13 protein-coding genes and 1 tRNA gene are annotated in these 14,887 nt (G+C 69.0%); 2 read left to right on the top strand and 12 right to left on the bottom strand.

From position 1 onward, the window contains the following. The first annotated feature begins 186 nt into the window (after positions 1–186). Positions 187–262: transfer RNA gene (locus tag ACFQ91_RS02400), tRNA-Arg, on the top strand. Between the two features lie 202 nt (positions 263–464). After that, positions 465–1,250, top strand: coding sequence for an aminoglycoside 3'-phosphotransferase (locus ACFQ91_RS02395; protein WP_376904024.1), 786 nt, complete (start codon positions 465–467; stop codon positions 1,248–1,250). A 16-nt stretch (positions 1,251–1,266) separates the two neighbouring features. Here the strand turns inward: ACFQ91_RS02395 and ACFQ91_RS02390 are convergent, their stop codons facing one another. The 12 genes from ACFQ91_RS02390 to ACFQ91_RS02335 form a co-directional block, all read right to left on the bottom strand. Next, entirely contained in the window at positions 1,267–1,638 is a 372-nt protein-coding gene (locus ACFQ91_RS02390) for a universal stress protein (protein ID WP_376870255.1), read from the bottom strand. 170 nt (positions 1,639–1,808) lie between these two features. Next, positions 1,809–3,224: a sugar porter family MFS transporter gene (locus ACFQ91_RS02385; protein WP_376870252.1), complete on the bottom strand. Its 1,416-nt coding sequence runs from the start codon at positions 3,222–3,224 to the stop codon at positions 1,809–1,811. Between the two features lie 199 nt (positions 3,225–3,423). Further along, positions 3,424–4,308: a sugar phosphate isomerase/epimerase family protein gene (locus ACFQ91_RS02380; RefSeq protein WP_376870249.1), complete on the bottom strand. Its 885-nt coding sequence runs from the start codon at positions 4,306–4,308 to the stop codon at positions 3,424–3,426. A gap of 10 nt (positions 4,309–4,318) precedes the next feature. Then, on the bottom strand, positions 4,319–5,347 hold the full coding sequence (locus ACFQ91_RS02375) for a Gfo/Idh/MocA family protein (RefSeq protein ID WP_376870246.1): 1,029 nt from the start codon (positions 5,345–5,347) through the stop codon (positions 4,319–4,321). 60 nt (positions 5,348–5,407) lie between these two features. Continuing rightward, on the bottom strand, positions 5,408–6,352 hold the full coding sequence (locus ACFQ91_RS02370) for a sugar phosphate isomerase/epimerase family protein (RefSeq protein WP_376870243.1): 945 nt from the start codon (positions 6,350–6,352) through the stop codon (positions 5,408–5,410). A gap of 83 nt (positions 6,353–6,435) precedes the next feature. Continuing rightward, the gene (locus tag ACFQ91_RS02365) at positions 6,436–8,406 is read right to left on the bottom strand and encodes a 3D-(3,5/4)-trihydroxycyclohexane-1,2-dione acylhydrolase (decyclizing) (protein WP_376870240.1); all 1,971 of its coding nucleotides are present in this window, start codon (positions 8,404–8,406) and stop codon (positions 6,436–6,438) included. A 1-nt stretch (position 8,407) separates the two neighbouring features. Further along, positions 8,408–9,367 (bottom strand): 5-deoxy-glucuronate isomerase, encoded by a 960-nt coding sequence (iolB, locus tag ACFQ91_RS02360; protein WP_376870237.1) that lies wholly within the window; start codon positions 9,365–9,367, stop codon positions 8,408–8,410. Next, positions 9,364–10,275 (bottom strand): class I fructose-bisphosphate aldolase, encoded by a 912-nt coding sequence (locus ACFQ91_RS02355; RefSeq protein ID WP_198499721.1) that lies wholly within the window; start codon positions 10,273–10,275, stop codon positions 9,364–9,366. Before ACFQ91_RS02355 ends, iolB begins: the two co-directional genes overlap by 4 nt. Then, entirely contained in the window at positions 10,275–11,318 is a 1,044-nt protein-coding gene (gene iolC, locus ACFQ91_RS02350) for a 5-dehydro-2-deoxygluconokinase (protein ID WP_232623717.1), read from the bottom strand. The genes ACFQ91_RS02355 and iolC overlap by 1 nt, the downstream gene beginning before the upstream one ends. Positions 11,319–11,645: 327 nt before the next feature. Further along, complete coding sequence (locus ACFQ91_RS02345) at positions 11,646–12,413, bottom strand: GntR family transcriptional regulator (protein WP_198499720.1); 768 nt, start codon at positions 12,411–12,413, stop codon at positions 11,646–11,648. Between the two features lie 82 nt (positions 12,414–12,495). Next, the gene (locus ACFQ91_RS02340) at positions 12,496–13,488 is read right to left on the bottom strand and encodes a sugar phosphate isomerase/epimerase family protein (protein WP_376870233.1); all 993 of its coding nucleotides are present in this window, start codon (positions 13,486–13,488) and stop codon (positions 12,496–12,498) included. Further along, positions 13,485–14,660, bottom strand: a complete 1,176-nt coding sequence (locus ACFQ91_RS02335; RefSeq protein ID WP_211978721.1) for a Gfo/Idh/MocA family protein — start codon at positions 14,658–14,660, stop codon at positions 13,485–13,487. Before ACFQ91_RS02335 ends, ACFQ91_RS02340 begins: the two co-directional genes overlap by 4 nt. Between the last annotated feature and the right edge of the window lie 227 nt (positions 14,661–14,887).

The raw sequence follows: 14,887 nt of genomic DNA, 5'->3' as shown, positions 1-14,887 counted from the left end.
GTGGTTCGCGGAGAACGACTGATGATCACGGGGCGTTCGACGCAGGCGTCGCGGATTGAGGGTTGCCGCGGCTGCGCATCCCGAGCCTCGCGAAAACTGTGGCGAAGGGCACTGCCGGGGATTTGAGGTCGGGTGAACATCCTGTGTATAGTTGTTCGAGTTGCAGGGCGGACGCCCGGTCGACATGCGCCATTAGCTCAACGGATAGAGCATCTGACTACGGATCAGAAGGTTGGGGGTTCGAATCCCTCATGGCGCACCACAGAAGGCCTCTCACCAGGTGAAACATCCGGTGAGGGGCCTTCGTCGATTGCATCGGCCGAAGCCCGATCAGTGGTGGTTCCGAGTCCCGATCGGCGGAAGCGCCGAAGCCCGCTCGGCGGTCATGGCGAGTCCTGAGAGGCGAAGATGGGACCTGACAGGCACGGGTCGGGAGGCACGTTTGATGTGTTCACGGGAGCCGCATGGATGACGCCGACAACCGCGAACCCATGCGGGACGTGCCGGTGACGCTTGCCTCGACGGTCCCCGCCGACTTCGCGCTGCCGACCGATATCCTCGAGTTCACCGGCCCGGACCCCGAACCGATCTGGCTCAATGAGGCCGGAGGAGTGACGGTGCGCTTCGACGGTGACGCGGCGGGAGACGGCACCCGTCTCCGGTACCTCAAGCGCAACCCGCTGCCGAGCAGTGAGGATCTCGCACTCGAAAAGGAGAAGCTCGAGTGGCTGACCCTCCGGCATCCCGTCCCGCGCGTCATCGACTATGTCCGCCGAGGCGACGCCGAATTCCTCATCACCGAAGCGATCCCCGGCGCCAACGCGGTCGCCGCCGAGAACAAAGAGCGAGCGAACACCGCCATCGCCGCCATCGGCGAAGGGCTGCGCCGCCTTCACGATCTGCCCGTCGACGACTGCCCGTGGACGTGGTCCGTCGCGGACCGACTGCGCGCCGCGACGACCGAACGGGCGAGCACTCTCAGCCCGACTCCGGAGATCGACCGCCTCGTCGTCTGCCACGGCGACCCGTGTGCCCCGAACACCCTGCTCGATGCGGCCGGCCGCTTCGTCGGGCACGTCGACATGCAGCGCCTCGGTGTCGCCGACCGCTGGGCCGACCTCGCGGTGGCGACGATGTCGTTCGGCTGGAACTACGACTCCTTCGACGAGGCGGTCTTCTGGGACGCCTACGGCATCGCCCCCGACGAGAAGAGGATCCGGTACTACCGCGAGCTGTGGGACGCGGAGTAGGGGTGTCGTATCCCCGTCAGTTCTCCTCCCCGATCTTCACGGCGAGCACGGGCACCGGGGAGTCGAGCAGGAGGCGCTGACTCACCGACCCCATGAGCGCCTTGCCGACGCGGGACCGGCGCTTCATGCCGATGACGAGGCGCGAGACATCGGATCGGGCATCGAGTTCGTCGAGGACTGCATCGGCGGGATCACGGTCACCGCGCCCGCGCCGGTCGACGAGTTCGTAAGGCACCTCCGAGGCGTCGAGCGTCGTCGTGTCGAACGTCGACTGGATGCCGAGCGGAATGACGATGAGGCCGGTGTCGAAATGCCGGGCTTCGCTGATCGCTGCCGTCAGCGCCGCCTCGGCGGTCTGGTTGTCCGGAACTGCCACCATGATGGCCATGGCTTCTCCTTCTGGTCGGGGTGGGTCTGATCGGGGTGGGTGCGCCGGGCGGGTAGTGCCGGCAGAGGTAGTCACCGTTCATTCTCGCTGATGGGGTGTGGAACAGCACCTGGTCAACCGCCCGCGCGGAGGATGCGAATACCTCTGTGGGCTTCGGCGGTCCGCACGGCTCACTGCCCGTACTTCGTGCGAAACTCCTCCTCGAGATCCTCGAGTGTCTTGTCTCGGGTCTCCGGCAGCATCGCAATGAGGAAGATGAGCGCGAGCACGCCGCAGCCGGCCAGCAGGAAGAACGTCGCAGAGATGCCCAGCGATGCGACGACCGGTGGGAAGAACTGTGCGACGGCCGCGTTGGCCATCCACAGTGCGAAGACGCAGATGCCCATCGCGAACGACCGGATCTTCAGCGGGAAGATCTCCGAGAGCATGAGCCAGGTCAGCGGCCCGATCGTGCCCTGCATCGAGAAGACGAAGAGAATGACGAAGACGAGAATCGCGTAGGCCTTGAACTGGCCTTCCGGGAGGAAAGCGGCGGAGAGACCGATGAGGATGTGGAAGAACGTGGTGAGCATGAATCCGCCGATGAGCATTCTCCGTCGCGGCAGCCGGTTGATGAGCATGATGCCCACGGTGATGCCGAGGACCGATGCAAGTCCGTTGAGCGTGTTCGCCACGATCGCCGCGTCGGCGGAGAAGCCGGCATCGGTGAGCAGCTGGGTGCCGTAGTACATGACAGCGTTGATGCCGGAGAGCTGTGAGGCGACGCCGATGCCGATGCCGATGACGACGAGTCGCAGCACCCACTTCGAGGCGAGATCGGAGAGGCCACCGGTCTTCGACTTCTCCTCCTGTTCGGCGAGGAGTTCGACCTCCTTCATCTCCGCCTCGGCGCGTTCGGTCGACCGCACCTGCTTGAGGACGTCGAAGGCCTGATCGTCGCGGTGCTTCGAGATGAGCCAGCGAGGACTCTCGGGAAGGAAGAGGATGCCGATGAGCAGGGCGATCGCTGGCAGCACGGCGACAGCGAGCATGTAGCGCCAGACTCCGTCGTGCTCACCCCAGATGTTGAAGATGATCGCGTTGATGACGAAGGCCGCGAACTGACCCGACACGATCATCACCTCATTGCGGGTGACGAGCGAACCGCGCTTCTCGAACGGCGAGAGCTCGGCGAGGTAGACGGGCACTGTCGTCGAGGCCGCGCCGACCGCGAGACCGAGGACGAAGCGGGCACCGGCGAGGAACTGCCAGTTCGGTGCGAGCGCGCACGCCAGCGTCCCGACGATGAAGAACAGCGAGAGTCCGAGGATGTTCGAGCGCCGTCCGTAGGCGTCGGAGAGCCTGCCGCCGATGACCGCGCCGAAGGCCGCGCCGATCGTGAGGAAGCTGACGACGAGTCCCTCGGTGCGCGGGGTCAGTCCGAAGTCCTGGGTGAGCGGCTCGAGGGCGCCGTTGACGACGCCCGTGTCGTAGCCGAAGAGCAGGCCGCCGAACGTCGCGACGACGGCGATGATGCCCAGTCGCGAGGTGTGCGGCCCCTTCGTGTCCGGGGGCAGGTCCACCAGGGATTTCTGTTGTCCGCTCATGGCGTTCACTCTCCTTCGAATGACGTGCGTCCGGGCGCCTGTGCGGCGCCGCTTCTGGTTTCGAGCAATGGTTGGGGACGGAACCGCGGATGCGGTCCCGCAGGGAACAGGGCTGATGGGGTCAGGTAGTGCGTGGTCGAATGGTCAGCGCCGAGGCTGCAGCGAGCGGCCCGAGGCGATCAGATCGAGCGTGCGGTCGTCAATCGGCATCGCCTCCGTACCGGGCGACGAGGTCGTCGATCGTCGTCTTCTGGAACCGGCTGACCGCGTCGTTGTTCTCGTTCTCCCCGAAGACGTTGGAGACGATGAGCGCATCGGGCCGGTCGAGGAACCCCGCCTCGCCGAGGCGGCCGAAGAGGGCATCGAAATCGACGTCCCCGTCACCGACCTTGAGGTGCTGGTGCACCCGCGCCGAGGTGGTCGGCGGGTTCGCGATGTACCGCAGCCCATGCGAGGCCCGGTGGTCGAAGGCGTCGGAGATGTAGACGGCCCGCAGGCGATCGCCGAGTTCGGGCACGAGGGTGTCGAGGCAGTCGCCGTAGTGGAAGGTGTGCGGGGCGACGTAGACGAAGCCGATCGCCTCCGAGTCGAGGCCGCGCAGCACCCGCCACGCCTCATGCCCGTCCTCGACGAAGTCGTCGGGATGCGGGTCGAAGTTGAGCCTGAGCCCCTCCCGCTCGATGACGGGCAGGATCTCATCCATCGACCGGTAGAACGACTCCTCGGACTCCTCGAAGGACTCGGGGCGGCCGCTGAACTCGGTGTTGATCGTCTCCACTCCGAGGTCAACGGCGATCTCGATGACCCGGAGGAAGTTCCTCACCGCCGCTTCCCTCTTCGCCTCATCCGGCCAGGCGATCCGTTGCACAGGCAGCAGGGCGGGCACGGTGATGCCAGCGGCGTCGACGCTGCGAGCGAACCGGGCGATGAGTTCCCTGTCCATCTTCGGGTAGCGGAAGTGCGTCGCGAAGTCCGGATGCGGAGTCAGCTGCATGTGCTCGAACCCCAGGTCGGCGGTCGCGGCCGCGAAGTCGAGCAGCCGGTGCGTGTGGTGCAGCGGGGTAGGGTCGTAGGCGAGCTTCATGATCGGCTCCTCACGCGTAGAACGCTGGCGTTTCCGGGACGTCGACGGTGTGGAGCTGTCCGTCGCGCATTGCGGCGACTCCCGCGCCGCATGCCACGGCGACACGGTAGCCGTCCCAGGCGGAAGGCCCGGCGATCTCCCCGCGGCGGGCCGCGTCGACCCAGGCTTGAACCTGGGCGGCGTAGGCGGTCGCGAAGCGAGTGGTGAAGTCAGCGTGCTCGGTGATCGACGACCGGCCTCTGTGCCAGTTCTGCAGACCCGTGGGATCACCGATGCGCGCGATGCCTTCGGAGAAGACGGCTTCTGTCGTCACCTGGTAGCCGAACTGGATGCTCACGTTGATCTCGACATCGACGAGGACACCGTTCTCGAGTCCGATGAGCACAAGCAGCGGTTCGCTCAGCCGATCGGGGGTGAGCGGATTCCGCCTGGTCTCCTTGACTTCGATCGACGTGATCGGTGAGCCCGCAAGCCACGGCACGATGTCGAACTCGTGGACCACGGACCCGTCGATGAGCGTGTTCTGATCGTAGTCGTCGGGCACGCTCGCATTCCGGTGTGCGCAGTGGAGCATGAGCAACTCTCCGTCGTCACCGGACTCGATGAGTTCGCGCAGCTGCCGGTACTCGGGGTCGAAACGGCGCATGAAGCCGACCTGGATGAGCTTCCTCCCGCCCGCCTGCTCGGCTTCGAGGACGCGCCACGAGGATTCCGGGTCCGGCGTCAGCGGCTTCTCGCACAGGGTGGGCAGCCCCGCCTCGATGGCGGGCAGGAGGACGGCCTCGTGGAGGAATCCCGGGGTGGCGACGAGGAGTCCGTCGACGGCACCGGCGGCGATCGCATCCTCGACGCGGGCGAAGGCCTGCGCCCCGGGGGCGTTGGCGAGAGCGGCCTGCGCTCGCCCCTCATCGGGTTCGATGACGGCCGAGACCGTCGCCCCGCTGATCGACGAGGCGATGCGCTTGATGTGGTCGGCGCCCATCATTCCGGCGCCGACGACTCCGACGCGGAAGTCGGCAGTGGGGTTCAGCTGTGCCATGGTGGGGTTCTCCTTGAGTTCGGTCGGGTCGTCTGCTGCAGTGCAGAGTCGTGGGTCGGCTCAGCGGTCGGTGACCGCGGCCGGGGTGGAGGTGAGGATCGTCGAGAGCGTGCGCTCGGCGATCGGGAAGGGCGCGTCGACGCTGCAGCCGAACATGTCCTGTTCGACGATCGCGAAGGTGTCCGGGGCCAGCCCGGCGATCGCTTCGATGATCGGATCGAGCGGAGGGATGCCCTGGTTCGGTTCGACCATGATCCCGTCGGCGACCGCCTCGGCGAACGGGGTGTCGGACTTGAGGACATCGAAGATCTTCACCGGGTCGACCTGTTTGAGGTGGAGGTAGCCGATCCGTGAGGGATGGTCGGCGATGAGCTTGAGGTTGTCCCCGCCGTAGTAGGAGAAGTGGCCGGTGTCGAGACAGAGGTTCGTGTACGCCTCATCGGTGAGCTCGAGGAACCGCTCGACCTCCGAATGGGTGCCGACGTGGGAGTCCGCGTGGGAGTGGAACTGCTGGTGGAGGCCGAACTCCTCCTCGAGCGCCCGACCGAGACGGTCGTGGCCGGCCGCCAGACGCATCCAGCCCTCGGCGTCGAGGGTGCGCGGCTCGAGGACCTCGCTCGTGGCGTCGGAGCGCCACAGGTCGGGGATGACGACGATGTGCTCGCCGCCGAGCTCCTGCGTCAGCGCCGCGATCTTCTCGACCTGCGCCCACGCACGACCCCACTGGTCGTCGGTCTTGTGGAAGCCGGTGAAGACGGTGCCGCCGGAGAGCTTGAGGCCGCGGGATTCGAGTTCCTCGCGCAGCTGGGCGGGGTCGGTGGGCAGGTAGCCGTAGGGTCCGAGCTCGATCCACGTGTAGCCGGCAGCGGCGACCTCGTCGAGGAAGCGCTGCCACGGCACCTGTCCGGGATGGTCGGGGAACCACACGCCCCACGAGTCCGGGGCCGTGCCGATGCGCAGAGTCTGGGGGCGAGGCGCGGAGTCGGTCGGTGTCGTCGTGGTCATGTCGGTGGTCCTTCGGGTGCGGTTCGGGTCAGTGGTCGGCGTGCTCATCGCCGCAGCAGCGGTGGACGCGGAAGCAGCAGCGGTCACAGCAGCGGCCTCTGCTTCTTCACGGCGATCTCGTACTCCTCGCGGGCGGCCTGCGTGTCCGACATCGTCGAGGTCTCGGCGACGGGGACGTCCCACCAGCCCTCGCCGTCGGGGGCGTAGACGAGCGGGTCGGAGTCGATGTGGATGAGCGTCGAGGTCGGTGCCTCACGGGCGGCGGCGACCGCCTCGGCGAGTCGGGTGCTCGCGTCCGGGCCCGGCGCGATCTCGACGACGTCGATCCCGTAGGACCGGGCGTTGGCGGCGAGATCGACGGGGAGGACCTCGTCGGTGCGGAAGTCGGTCGCCTCGGCGTCGTACTTCCGGTACCACGTCCCGAACCGGGGCGCGCCCACGGTCTCGGAGAGGTGCCCGATCGACGCGTACCCGTGGTTCTGGACGAGGACGACGATGAGCTTGAGGCCCTCGGCGACGGCGGTGACGAGCTCGGTGTGGAGCATGAGGTAGGAGCCGTCGCCGACCATGACGATCGCGTTCCGGTCCGCGGCCTCGACGGCGCTGCCGTCGGATGGGGCCGGCGAACCGTCGTCACCGGCTGCGGCGACGAGCGCATCGGCGGCGTCGATGGCGCGCCGCACCCCGAGCCCGCCGGCGATCTCGTAGCCCATGCACGAGAACGCGTACTCGACGTGGTAGCCGAGGGGATTGCGGGTGCGCCAGAGTTTCTGCAGGTCACCGGGCAGGGAACCGGCGGCCTGGATGACGACGTCGCGGGGGCCGGCGGCGCGATTCACCGCGCCGATGATCTCCGCCTGACCCGGCAGTGCGGCCGGCGTCGGCGCCACCGCGGCATCGACCGTCGCCGTCCACGCATCGCGTTGGGTCTCGACCCGACGCCGCAGCTCCGTGCTCACCCGATGATCGCCGAGGTGCTCGCGGAGACCGCGGATGCCCTCCCTGGCATCGGCGACGATGGGGAAGCGGCTGCCGTGCTTGAACGCGTCGAAGCCGGCGACGTTGAGATTGACGAAGCGGACGTCCGGGTGGCCGAACACCGTGCGGCTGGCCGTCGTGAAGTCGCTGTAGCGGGTGCCGATGCCGATGACGACATCGGCTTCGGCGGCGATCCGATTGGCGGCCGTCGACCCCGTCGCCCCGATCCCGCCGAGGTTGAGCGGATGATTCCAGTCGAGCACCCCGCCGCCGGCCTGGGTGGTGGCGACAGGGATGCCCGTCGCCTCGGCGAAGGTGCGCAGCTCGTCCTCGGCACCGGAGTAGAGGACGCCGCCGCCGGCGATGATGAGCGGGGTCTGCGCCTCCTCGATCGCCGCGACCGCGCGGGTGAGCGGCCCCCACTCCGGCAGCGGCCGGCGCAGATGCCAGTCGCGTTCGGCGAGGAACTCCTCGGGGACCTCGAGGGTCTCGGCCTGGACGTCCTCGGGCAGGGCGATCGTCACCGCACCGGTCTCCGCCGGGTCGGTGAGCACGCGCATCGCGGCCAGGGCGATCGAGAAGAGCTGCTCGGGCCGGTCGACGCGGTCGAAGAACCGCGACAGCGGCCGGAACGCGTCGGTGACCTGCAGTGATGTGTCGTGGGGGTGTTCGAGCTGCTGGAGAACGGGATCGGCCACCCGCGTGGCGAACGTGTCGGAGGGCAGGAGGAGGGCGGGCATCCGGTTCGCGGTGGCCAGGGCCGCGCCCGTGAGCATGTTCGCCGCCCCCGGTCCGACCGAGGCCGCCGAGGCGAACGTCGACCGGCGCCGATTCATCCGCGCGAAGCCGACGGACTCGTGGACCATCGCCTGTTCGTTGCGGGCCTGGTGGTAGGGCATCGCCCCCGGGTCGTCGTGGGCGAGCTGGCGCAGCGCCTGCCCGATGCCGGCGACATTGCCGTGGCCGAAGATCCCGAAGGTGCCCGCGATCGTCCGCTGCCGGATGTCCCCGTCGACGGTGTACTGGCGGGAGAGGAAGGTCATCAGCGCTTGGGCGACCGTCATCGTCGTGGTCATCTCAGTTCTCCTCCGTCGCATCTGCAGTCTCACGCCCATAGGGCAGCCGGTCGTCGAACTCCTGGCCCTCCCACTGCTCCCGCACCCAGCCGTGCGCCGGATCATCGCTGATGAGCCACACGCGCTCGGGGTCGGGGCCGGCCATGACGTTGAGGTAGTAGTTGTCATAGCCGGGGGCGGCCGCGAGCGGCCCGTGATAGCCGAAGGGGACGAGGGCGACGTCGCCGGTGCGCACGATCGCAGAGGTCTCGATCTCCCCGGCCGGGGACGAATAGGTCGTGAAGAGGGCGAACGGGTCGGCGGACGTGGGGGCGTCGACACCGCGGGAGACGGCCGTCTCGAAGTAGTAGATCTCCTCGAGGCGGGACTCCTCCCCGGTGATCGCCTCGTCGTGCTTGTGGGGCGGGAAGGACGACCAGTTCTCCGCCGGCGTGATGACCTCGCACGCGATGATCTTCACGCAGTCGAGCCCCGCGGGGGTCGCGAAGTTGTGGACCTGGCGGCTCGAGCGGCCCGCACCGCGGAGTTCGACGGGGACCTCGGCGGCGGTGAGGAACTGGACCGGGCGGGTCTCCGTCGTCGGGGCCTCGCAGACCGCGAGGCGACCGACCCCGTGCAGGCTCGCCGAGGTGCCCGTGGGCAGATAGAGGCAGTCCGCGGGACCGTGGAAGACCGAGGGCCGGCCGGTCAGCGCCTGCGTTCCGGTCGTGCCGTCGGCCAGGGCGTAGTCGACGGTGAACGCCTCCCCGCTCAGCGGAACGATGACCCGCTCGACCGCCTCGGCGGGCAGATCGATGCTGCCGTCGCGGTCCCCGCTGCCATCAGTCTCCGTGGGGACCGGACCGCCGAGGTCGGCGATCTTCAGTCCCGTGTGCGCCCAGCCCTCGAGCGTCGCGTCGACGTTCGATTCGAAGCCGTCACGGGCGAGCGTTCCGCGGGGGTGGAACCATTCGTTGGTCATGCTGTGGCCCTCTCGGATCCGTGGACGAGCGCGGCGGCGCGGTCGACGGCCCCGGCGACGTCGCCGTCGGCAGGGTAGACGATCGAGCGGCCGATGACGAGGCCGCGCACTCCCGGCAGTGCCAGCGCTGCCTCCCAGCTGCGGAACGTCGCCTCCGGGTCGTTCGAGCGCTCGCCGCCGAGGAGGAGGGTCGGCAGGGTCGTCGCGGCGAGGACGCGCTCCATGTCGTCGACGACGGGGATCTTCAGCCACGTGTGCGCCGAGGTGGTGCCGAGTCCCTGGGCGATGCCGATCGAGGTGATGACGGCCTCGGGGGTGAGGAGGTTGCGGACCTTCCCGTCGACCCATTCGCTGAGGAAGGGCTCGAGCATGACGGGGATGTCGTGCTCGGCACATGCGTTGATGGCGTGGGCGTTGGCTTCGAGCGCCGAGGCGGTCGCCGGGTCGCCGAGGCTGATGCGCAGGAGCGTCTTCGCGAGGTCGATGCCGTCGCGGGCCATGCCGGCGGCGGTGTGGCCGGTGAAGCGGTCGTCGATCTCGAAACCGGAGCCGGCGAGCCCGCCGCGGTTCATCGAGCCGACGGCGAGCCGGTTCTCGAGGCAGCCGAGGAACGCGAGATCGTCGAGGATGTCGGGGGTCGCGAGGACTCCGTCGACGCCGGGGCGGGCCAGTGCGGTCGCGAGCCGCTCGAGGAGGTCTGCGCGGTCGGCCATCGCGAGCGGCTCGTCGCCGACCTTGTTCGCGCCGCGGGCGGGATGGTCGGCGGCGACGATGAAGAGGCGGGAGTCGCTGCCGCCGATCGGACGTCGCGTCCGGGCCGACCAGGCGGCGGAGATCGCGCCCGGGTCGTCGAAGCGGGCATCGCGGAGGCGGGCGAGCGCGGCGGGGGAGAGGGTGGAGGTCGGCATCAGCGGTCCTTCGATGTCGCGGCGGCGGGGGTCGTGGTGTCATTCGCCGAGGCGGTCGGGGAGGTTCCGACGACGTCGGTGACCTCGGCGGTCGTGGGCATGGCGGTCGAGCATTCGCGGCGGGTCGCGACGATGGCGCCGGCGACGTTGGCGAAGCGCAGGAGATAGTCGAGGTCCCAGCCGGCGAGCAGCCCGAAGCAGAGCGCACCGCCGAAGCCGTCCCCGGCGCCGAGGCCGTTGACGACGTCGACGGGGTAGGGCGGGACTTCGACGCGCTCGCTCGCGGTCTTCGCGAGCACCCCCTTGGGGCCCTGCTTGACGATCGCGAGTTCGATGCCGCGTTCCAGCAGGGCGTCGGCGGCACGGTCGGGATCGGTCTCGCCGACGGCGATCTCGCACTCCTCGCGGTTGCCCACGGCCACGGTGACATGTTCGAGGGCACGGCCCACCTCGGCGGTGGCGGTGGCCGGATCGGACCAGAACATCGGGCGGTAGTCGAGGTCGAGGATCGTGTGCTCGGCACGGCCCCGCGCCTGCCAGGCGGCGTGGTGGGCCGTCCGGCTCGGTTCGCGGCTCAGCCCGGTGACGGTGGCCCAGAAGATCCGTGCCTGCGCGATCGCCGCGAGGTCGAGGTCGGCCTCGGTGATCGTGAGGTCGGGGGCGATCGGGTCGCGGTAGAAGTAGAGCGGGAAGTCATCGGGCGGGAAGATTTCGCAGAACGTCACCGGAGTGTTGTGCTCGGGATCGGTGCCGACGAAGCGGTTGTCGACGCCGAGGCGGGTGAGCTCTGCCTTGAGGTAGCGGCCGAAGGGATCGTCGCCGGTCGCGGTGATGACGGCCGAGTCGAGCCCGTACCGGGCCGCGGCGACGGCGACGTTCGAGGCCGAACCGCCGAGGTATTTGCCGAAGGTCGCAACCTCGGCGAGGCCGACACCGTCCTGGAGGGGGTAGATGTCGACGCCGATCCGACCCATGCTGACGAGGTCGAAGGGCGCAGTCGAGCCGGTGGTGGTCTGCGGCTCCGAGGAGGGTGCCTGGGGCATGGGCGTTTCCGTTCCTTCCGTGCGGCGGCGTTGCCGTGAGTCCGTGGTCTGACGCAGTCCGAGCGGGTGCTCAATCTTTGTCAGGACAAACTATTTGTCATGACAATATCACTCTTGGAGGTCTGCGTCACCCCCTTTTTTCGTCTCGGGGATCGTCTCGGTGATGCTGAGGGGGAGGGGGCGCGTATCCGGTCGGCGCACCGAGGGCCCGGCGGGGCAACTCGCTGCGTGGCAGAACCCTGCGTGGCAGATCGCTGAGGCGCAGAAGAGTCGGCGATCCGGCGCAGCTGCCCGCGGGGTCACCCCGCCGATCGCTGCGCCCGCCCGTCACCGGGCGACGAGGGTCGTCTCGAATGAGTAGAGATCGGGCCGGTAGCAGTGGTCTCCCCATTCGACGATCGCCCCGGAGTTGTCGAGCGCGGTCCGCTGCATCGTCAGCAGCGGTGCCTCGGCGGGGGTGTCGAGGAGATCGGCTTCGTCGGAGGCGGCGGCGCGTGCGCCGATGCGCTGGTGGGCGACGGAGAAGACGACCCCGCGCGCCCGCAGCGTCTCATAGAGCCCGGTGGTGACGAGTTCGCCCGCCGTGATGTCGGTGAACGGCTCCGGCAGGATGTTGTGGAGAAGGGCGAGCGGAGTCGCCCCGATGAGCCGCAGCCGGCGCAGATGCAGCGTCGGTGCTCCCTCGGCGACGCCGAGGTGGTCGGCGGTGTCGCGGTCAGCGGCCATGACCTGGTGGGAGAGCACCGTCGTCGCCGGCTTGTTGCCCGACTTCTCGAGGTCCTCGTTGAGGCTCGTGAGATCGACGGCGCGGGCGACGGGCCGCTGGAGCACCTGCGTGCCGACGCCGCGGCGGCGCACGAGCATCCCCTTGTCGACGAGGTCCTGGATCGCCTGGCGGATCGTCGGTCGGGACAGGCCGAGGCGCTTGGCCATCGACACCTCGTTCTCGAGCCTCGTGCCGGCGGCGAGATCACCGGCGGCGATCGCGGCTTCGAGCCGACGGGCGATCTGGACGTAGAGAGGCGTCGCACCGCTCGCACGGTCGAGGGGACCGAAGAACTCCTCGGTGAGCTCGATCTCGGGTGCACGCGCCATGTTCTCTCCTTGCTCTCTCCCCGAGCTTACCGGGCGGGGACGCCCGCCCGGCCGCCTCGGCGCACCGGGCCCTCCGACGTTCTCACGCCACGCGATCGCGGGCGGTCAGGAGCACCTCGGCGGCGGTTTCGAGTCCTTCGATCCGGCCGAGATCCTCGTCCTCGTGTTCGATGTGCACAGCCATGTCCGGGTCGACGGCGTGGAGGGCCGCGACGAACCGGTCCCAGAACGCCTGGTCGTGGCCGCGGCCGAGGGCGACGAAATCCCACGCGGACTCCGCGGGCCATCGGCTGATCGCCGCATCGCCGCGGATCCGCGTGATCCGGTCGCCGGTGAAGCGGGTGTGGCGGTCATCGAGGACGCCGTGGATCGCGGCGGCCGGATTGATCCGCACGTCCTTGGCGGCGGCATGGACGACTCGCTCGCCGAGGTGGTCGATCGCGGCGATCGGGTCGATCCCCTGCCAGAAGAGGTGGGAGGGGTCCATCTCCGCGCCGATGCTCTCCGCGTCCGCGGCATCGATGAGGCGTTCGAGGGTCGCGGGATTGAAGACGAGGTTGTGCGGGTGCATCTCGATGGCGATCCTCACCCCGTGGTCGGCGGCGAGTCGGTCGAGGTCGCGCCACACGGGGACCGCGCGGGCCCACTGGTCGTCGAGGATGTCGAGGAGGGAGGACTCCCAGGGATTGACGATCCAGGTGGGAACGGCCGCCTCGGCGCCGGCCCCGGGAAGACCGGACATCGTCACGACCCGGGTCTGGCCGAGTCGGTGCGCGACGCGGATCGCGCGGTCGATGTCGGCGAGAGTGGGCGGGCCGATGCGCGGATCCGGGTGGAGGGGATTGCCGTTGGCGTTGAGGCCCGCGAGTTCGACGCCCGCCTCGGCGAAGAGGCCGAGGTAGTCGTCGCGGGCGGTGTCGGAGGTCAGGATCTCATCGATCGTCGGCATGTGGACGGGTGGGAGGAAGCCGCCGACGTTGATCTCCGCCGCGTCGAGGCCGAGGTCGCGGATCACGGCGAGCGCCTCGGGCAGCGGGCGATCGTGGAGGATCGCCGTGTAGACGCCGAACTTCACGCCGTCACCTCCTCGCGGGCACCGGCGTGTGCCGCCGAGGCGATGACGGCGTCGCGCACCGCCAGGGCGTGAAGGCCCTCGCCGAAGGACGCGCAGCGGGGGAGGGAGTCGGCGGCGGGGCGACCGCCGACCTCCTGGAGGAAGGAGCGGGCCTGGAAGACGAAGCCGTCGTTCTGGCCGATGCCGATGCCGGGGGCCGCCATCGGCAGGCCATCGGCGATGTAGGGGTGGGCGGGGCCGAGCTGGACCGTCGTCAGCCCGTCGCGCAGCGGGTCGCCGCTCGTCGTGCCGAGGTCGATCGAGCCGGGCGAGCGCATGTCGAAGCGGGCCGAGCCGTTCTCGCAGAAGACCTCGACGGCCAGCGTGTTCGGGTGGCCGGCCGAGATGCGCGAGACCTGGATCGTGCCCGATCCGGTGGGGAATTCGACGCCGAAGCCGGCGTAGTCGTCGTTGGTCACCGGCTCGTACTCATCGCTGACCTCGACGTGGTCGTGGCCGATGACGTGACCGAGCGGCAGCGGGCGTTCGGTGATCGCGGTGTGGAACCGGCCGCCGGAGACCGCGAGGATCGGGCCGGCGATGAATTCGACGGTGTCGGTGAGGTGGCTGCCGAGGTCGGCAAGGGCCCCGGTGCCCATGTCGCCGGTGTAGCGCCAGCTCATCGGGGCCAGCGGTGAGCACGCGTAGTCGGTCCAATAGTGGGCGTCGATGTGGTGGACGGGGCCCAGGGTGCCGTCGGCGACGAGTTCGGCGATCGCGGCGATCCCGGGTGCGCGGCGGAAGGTGAAGCCGAGTCGCGCAATCGTCGGTGCGGCCTCGGCCGCGGCGACCATCGCCTCGGCGTCGGGGATGGTGTCGGTCAGCGGCTTCTCGCACAGGACGTTCTTGCCGGCGGCGAGCAGGGCCTCGACGAGCTCGCGGTGGAGGGAGTTCGCGACGACGACGCTGACGATGTCGATGTCCTCGGCGTCGACGATGGTGCGCCAATCGGTGTCGTAGCGCTCGTAGCCGAAGTGGGCGGCGGCCGCCTCGGCGACCTCGGGGACCATGTCGCACACGGAGACGAGCCGGACCGGGGGAGTGGATTCGCTGGGGGCTGCGCGCCAGGCGGCGGCGTGTGCGCGACCGGCCATGCCTGCGCCGATGACGGCGACGCCGAGAGTGTTGACCATGACTTCTCCTTCGAAGATCGAGGTGGGCACCTCCACCATAGCGAGATATTTGTCCGGTCAAAAGAGTTTCGGACGGTTAATTTGTCCAGACATTTAATCGAGGGTCGATTGAGACGCGATCGGGCCTCGGGTTCCCAGGAGACTCCCCGGTAACAGCATCAAGTCCCGTTGTATTCTCACAGTGGGCCGTCGGCCCGGCACGTCCCGTCAATGGTGGGAAGACGCTG

The organism is Brevibacterium sp. NPDC056726 (assembly GCF_042790515.1).
GTDB classification, from domain to species: domain Bacteria; phylum Actinomycetota; class Actinomycetes; order Actinomycetales; family Brevibacteriaceae; genus Brevibacterium; species Brevibacterium sanguinis.
This window is presented reverse-complemented; position numbering and strand designations above follow the sequence as displayed.

Bases quoted from the DNA above. Each gene is read 5' to 3' on its own strand.
- ACFQ91_RS02395 (WP_376904024.1), top strand. From the start codon at position 465: ATGGATGACGCCGACAACCGCGAACCCATGCGGGACGTGCCGGTGACG.
- ACFQ91_RS02390 (WP_376870255.1), bottom strand. From the start codon at position 1,638: ATGGCCATCATGGTGGCAGTTCCGGACAACCAGACCGCCGAGGCGGCG.
- ACFQ91_RS02385 (WP_376870252.1), bottom strand. From the start codon at position 3,224: ATGAGCGGACAACAGAAATCCCTGGTGGACCTGCCCCCGGACACGAAG.
- ACFQ91_RS02380 (WP_376870249.1), bottom strand. From the start codon at position 4,308: ATGAAGCTCGCCTACGACCCTACCCCGCTGCACCACACGCACCGGCTG.
- ACFQ91_RS02375 (WP_376870246.1), bottom strand. From the start codon at position 5,347: ATGGCACAGCTGAACCCCACTGCCGACTTCCGCGTCGGAGTCGTCGGC.
- ACFQ91_RS02370 (WP_376870243.1), bottom strand. From the start codon at position 6,352: ATGACCACGACGACACCGACCGACTCCGCGCCTCGCCCCCAGACTCTG.
- ACFQ91_RS02365 (WP_376870240.1), bottom strand. From the start codon at position 8,406: ATGACCACGACGATGACGGTCGCCCAAGCGCTGATGACCTTCCTCTCC.
- iolB (WP_376870237.1), bottom strand. From the start codon at position 9,367: ATGACCAACGAATGGTTCCACCCCCGCGGAACGCTCGCCCGTGACGGC.
- ACFQ91_RS02355 (WP_198499721.1), bottom strand. From the start codon at position 10,275: ATGCCGACCTCCACCCTCTCCCCCGCCGCGCTCGCCCGCCTCCGCGAT.
- iolC (WP_232623717.1), bottom strand. From the start codon at position 11,318: ATGCCCCAGGCACCCTCCTCGGAGCCGCAGACCACCACCGGCTCGACT.
- ACFQ91_RS02345 (WP_198499720.1), bottom strand. From the start codon at position 12,413: ATGGCGCGTGCACCCGAGATCGAGCTCACCGAGGAGTTCTTCGGTCCC.
- ACFQ91_RS02335 (WP_211978721.1), bottom strand. From the start codon at position 14,660: ATGGTCAACACTCTCGGCGTCGCCGTCATCGGCGCAGGCATGGCCGGT.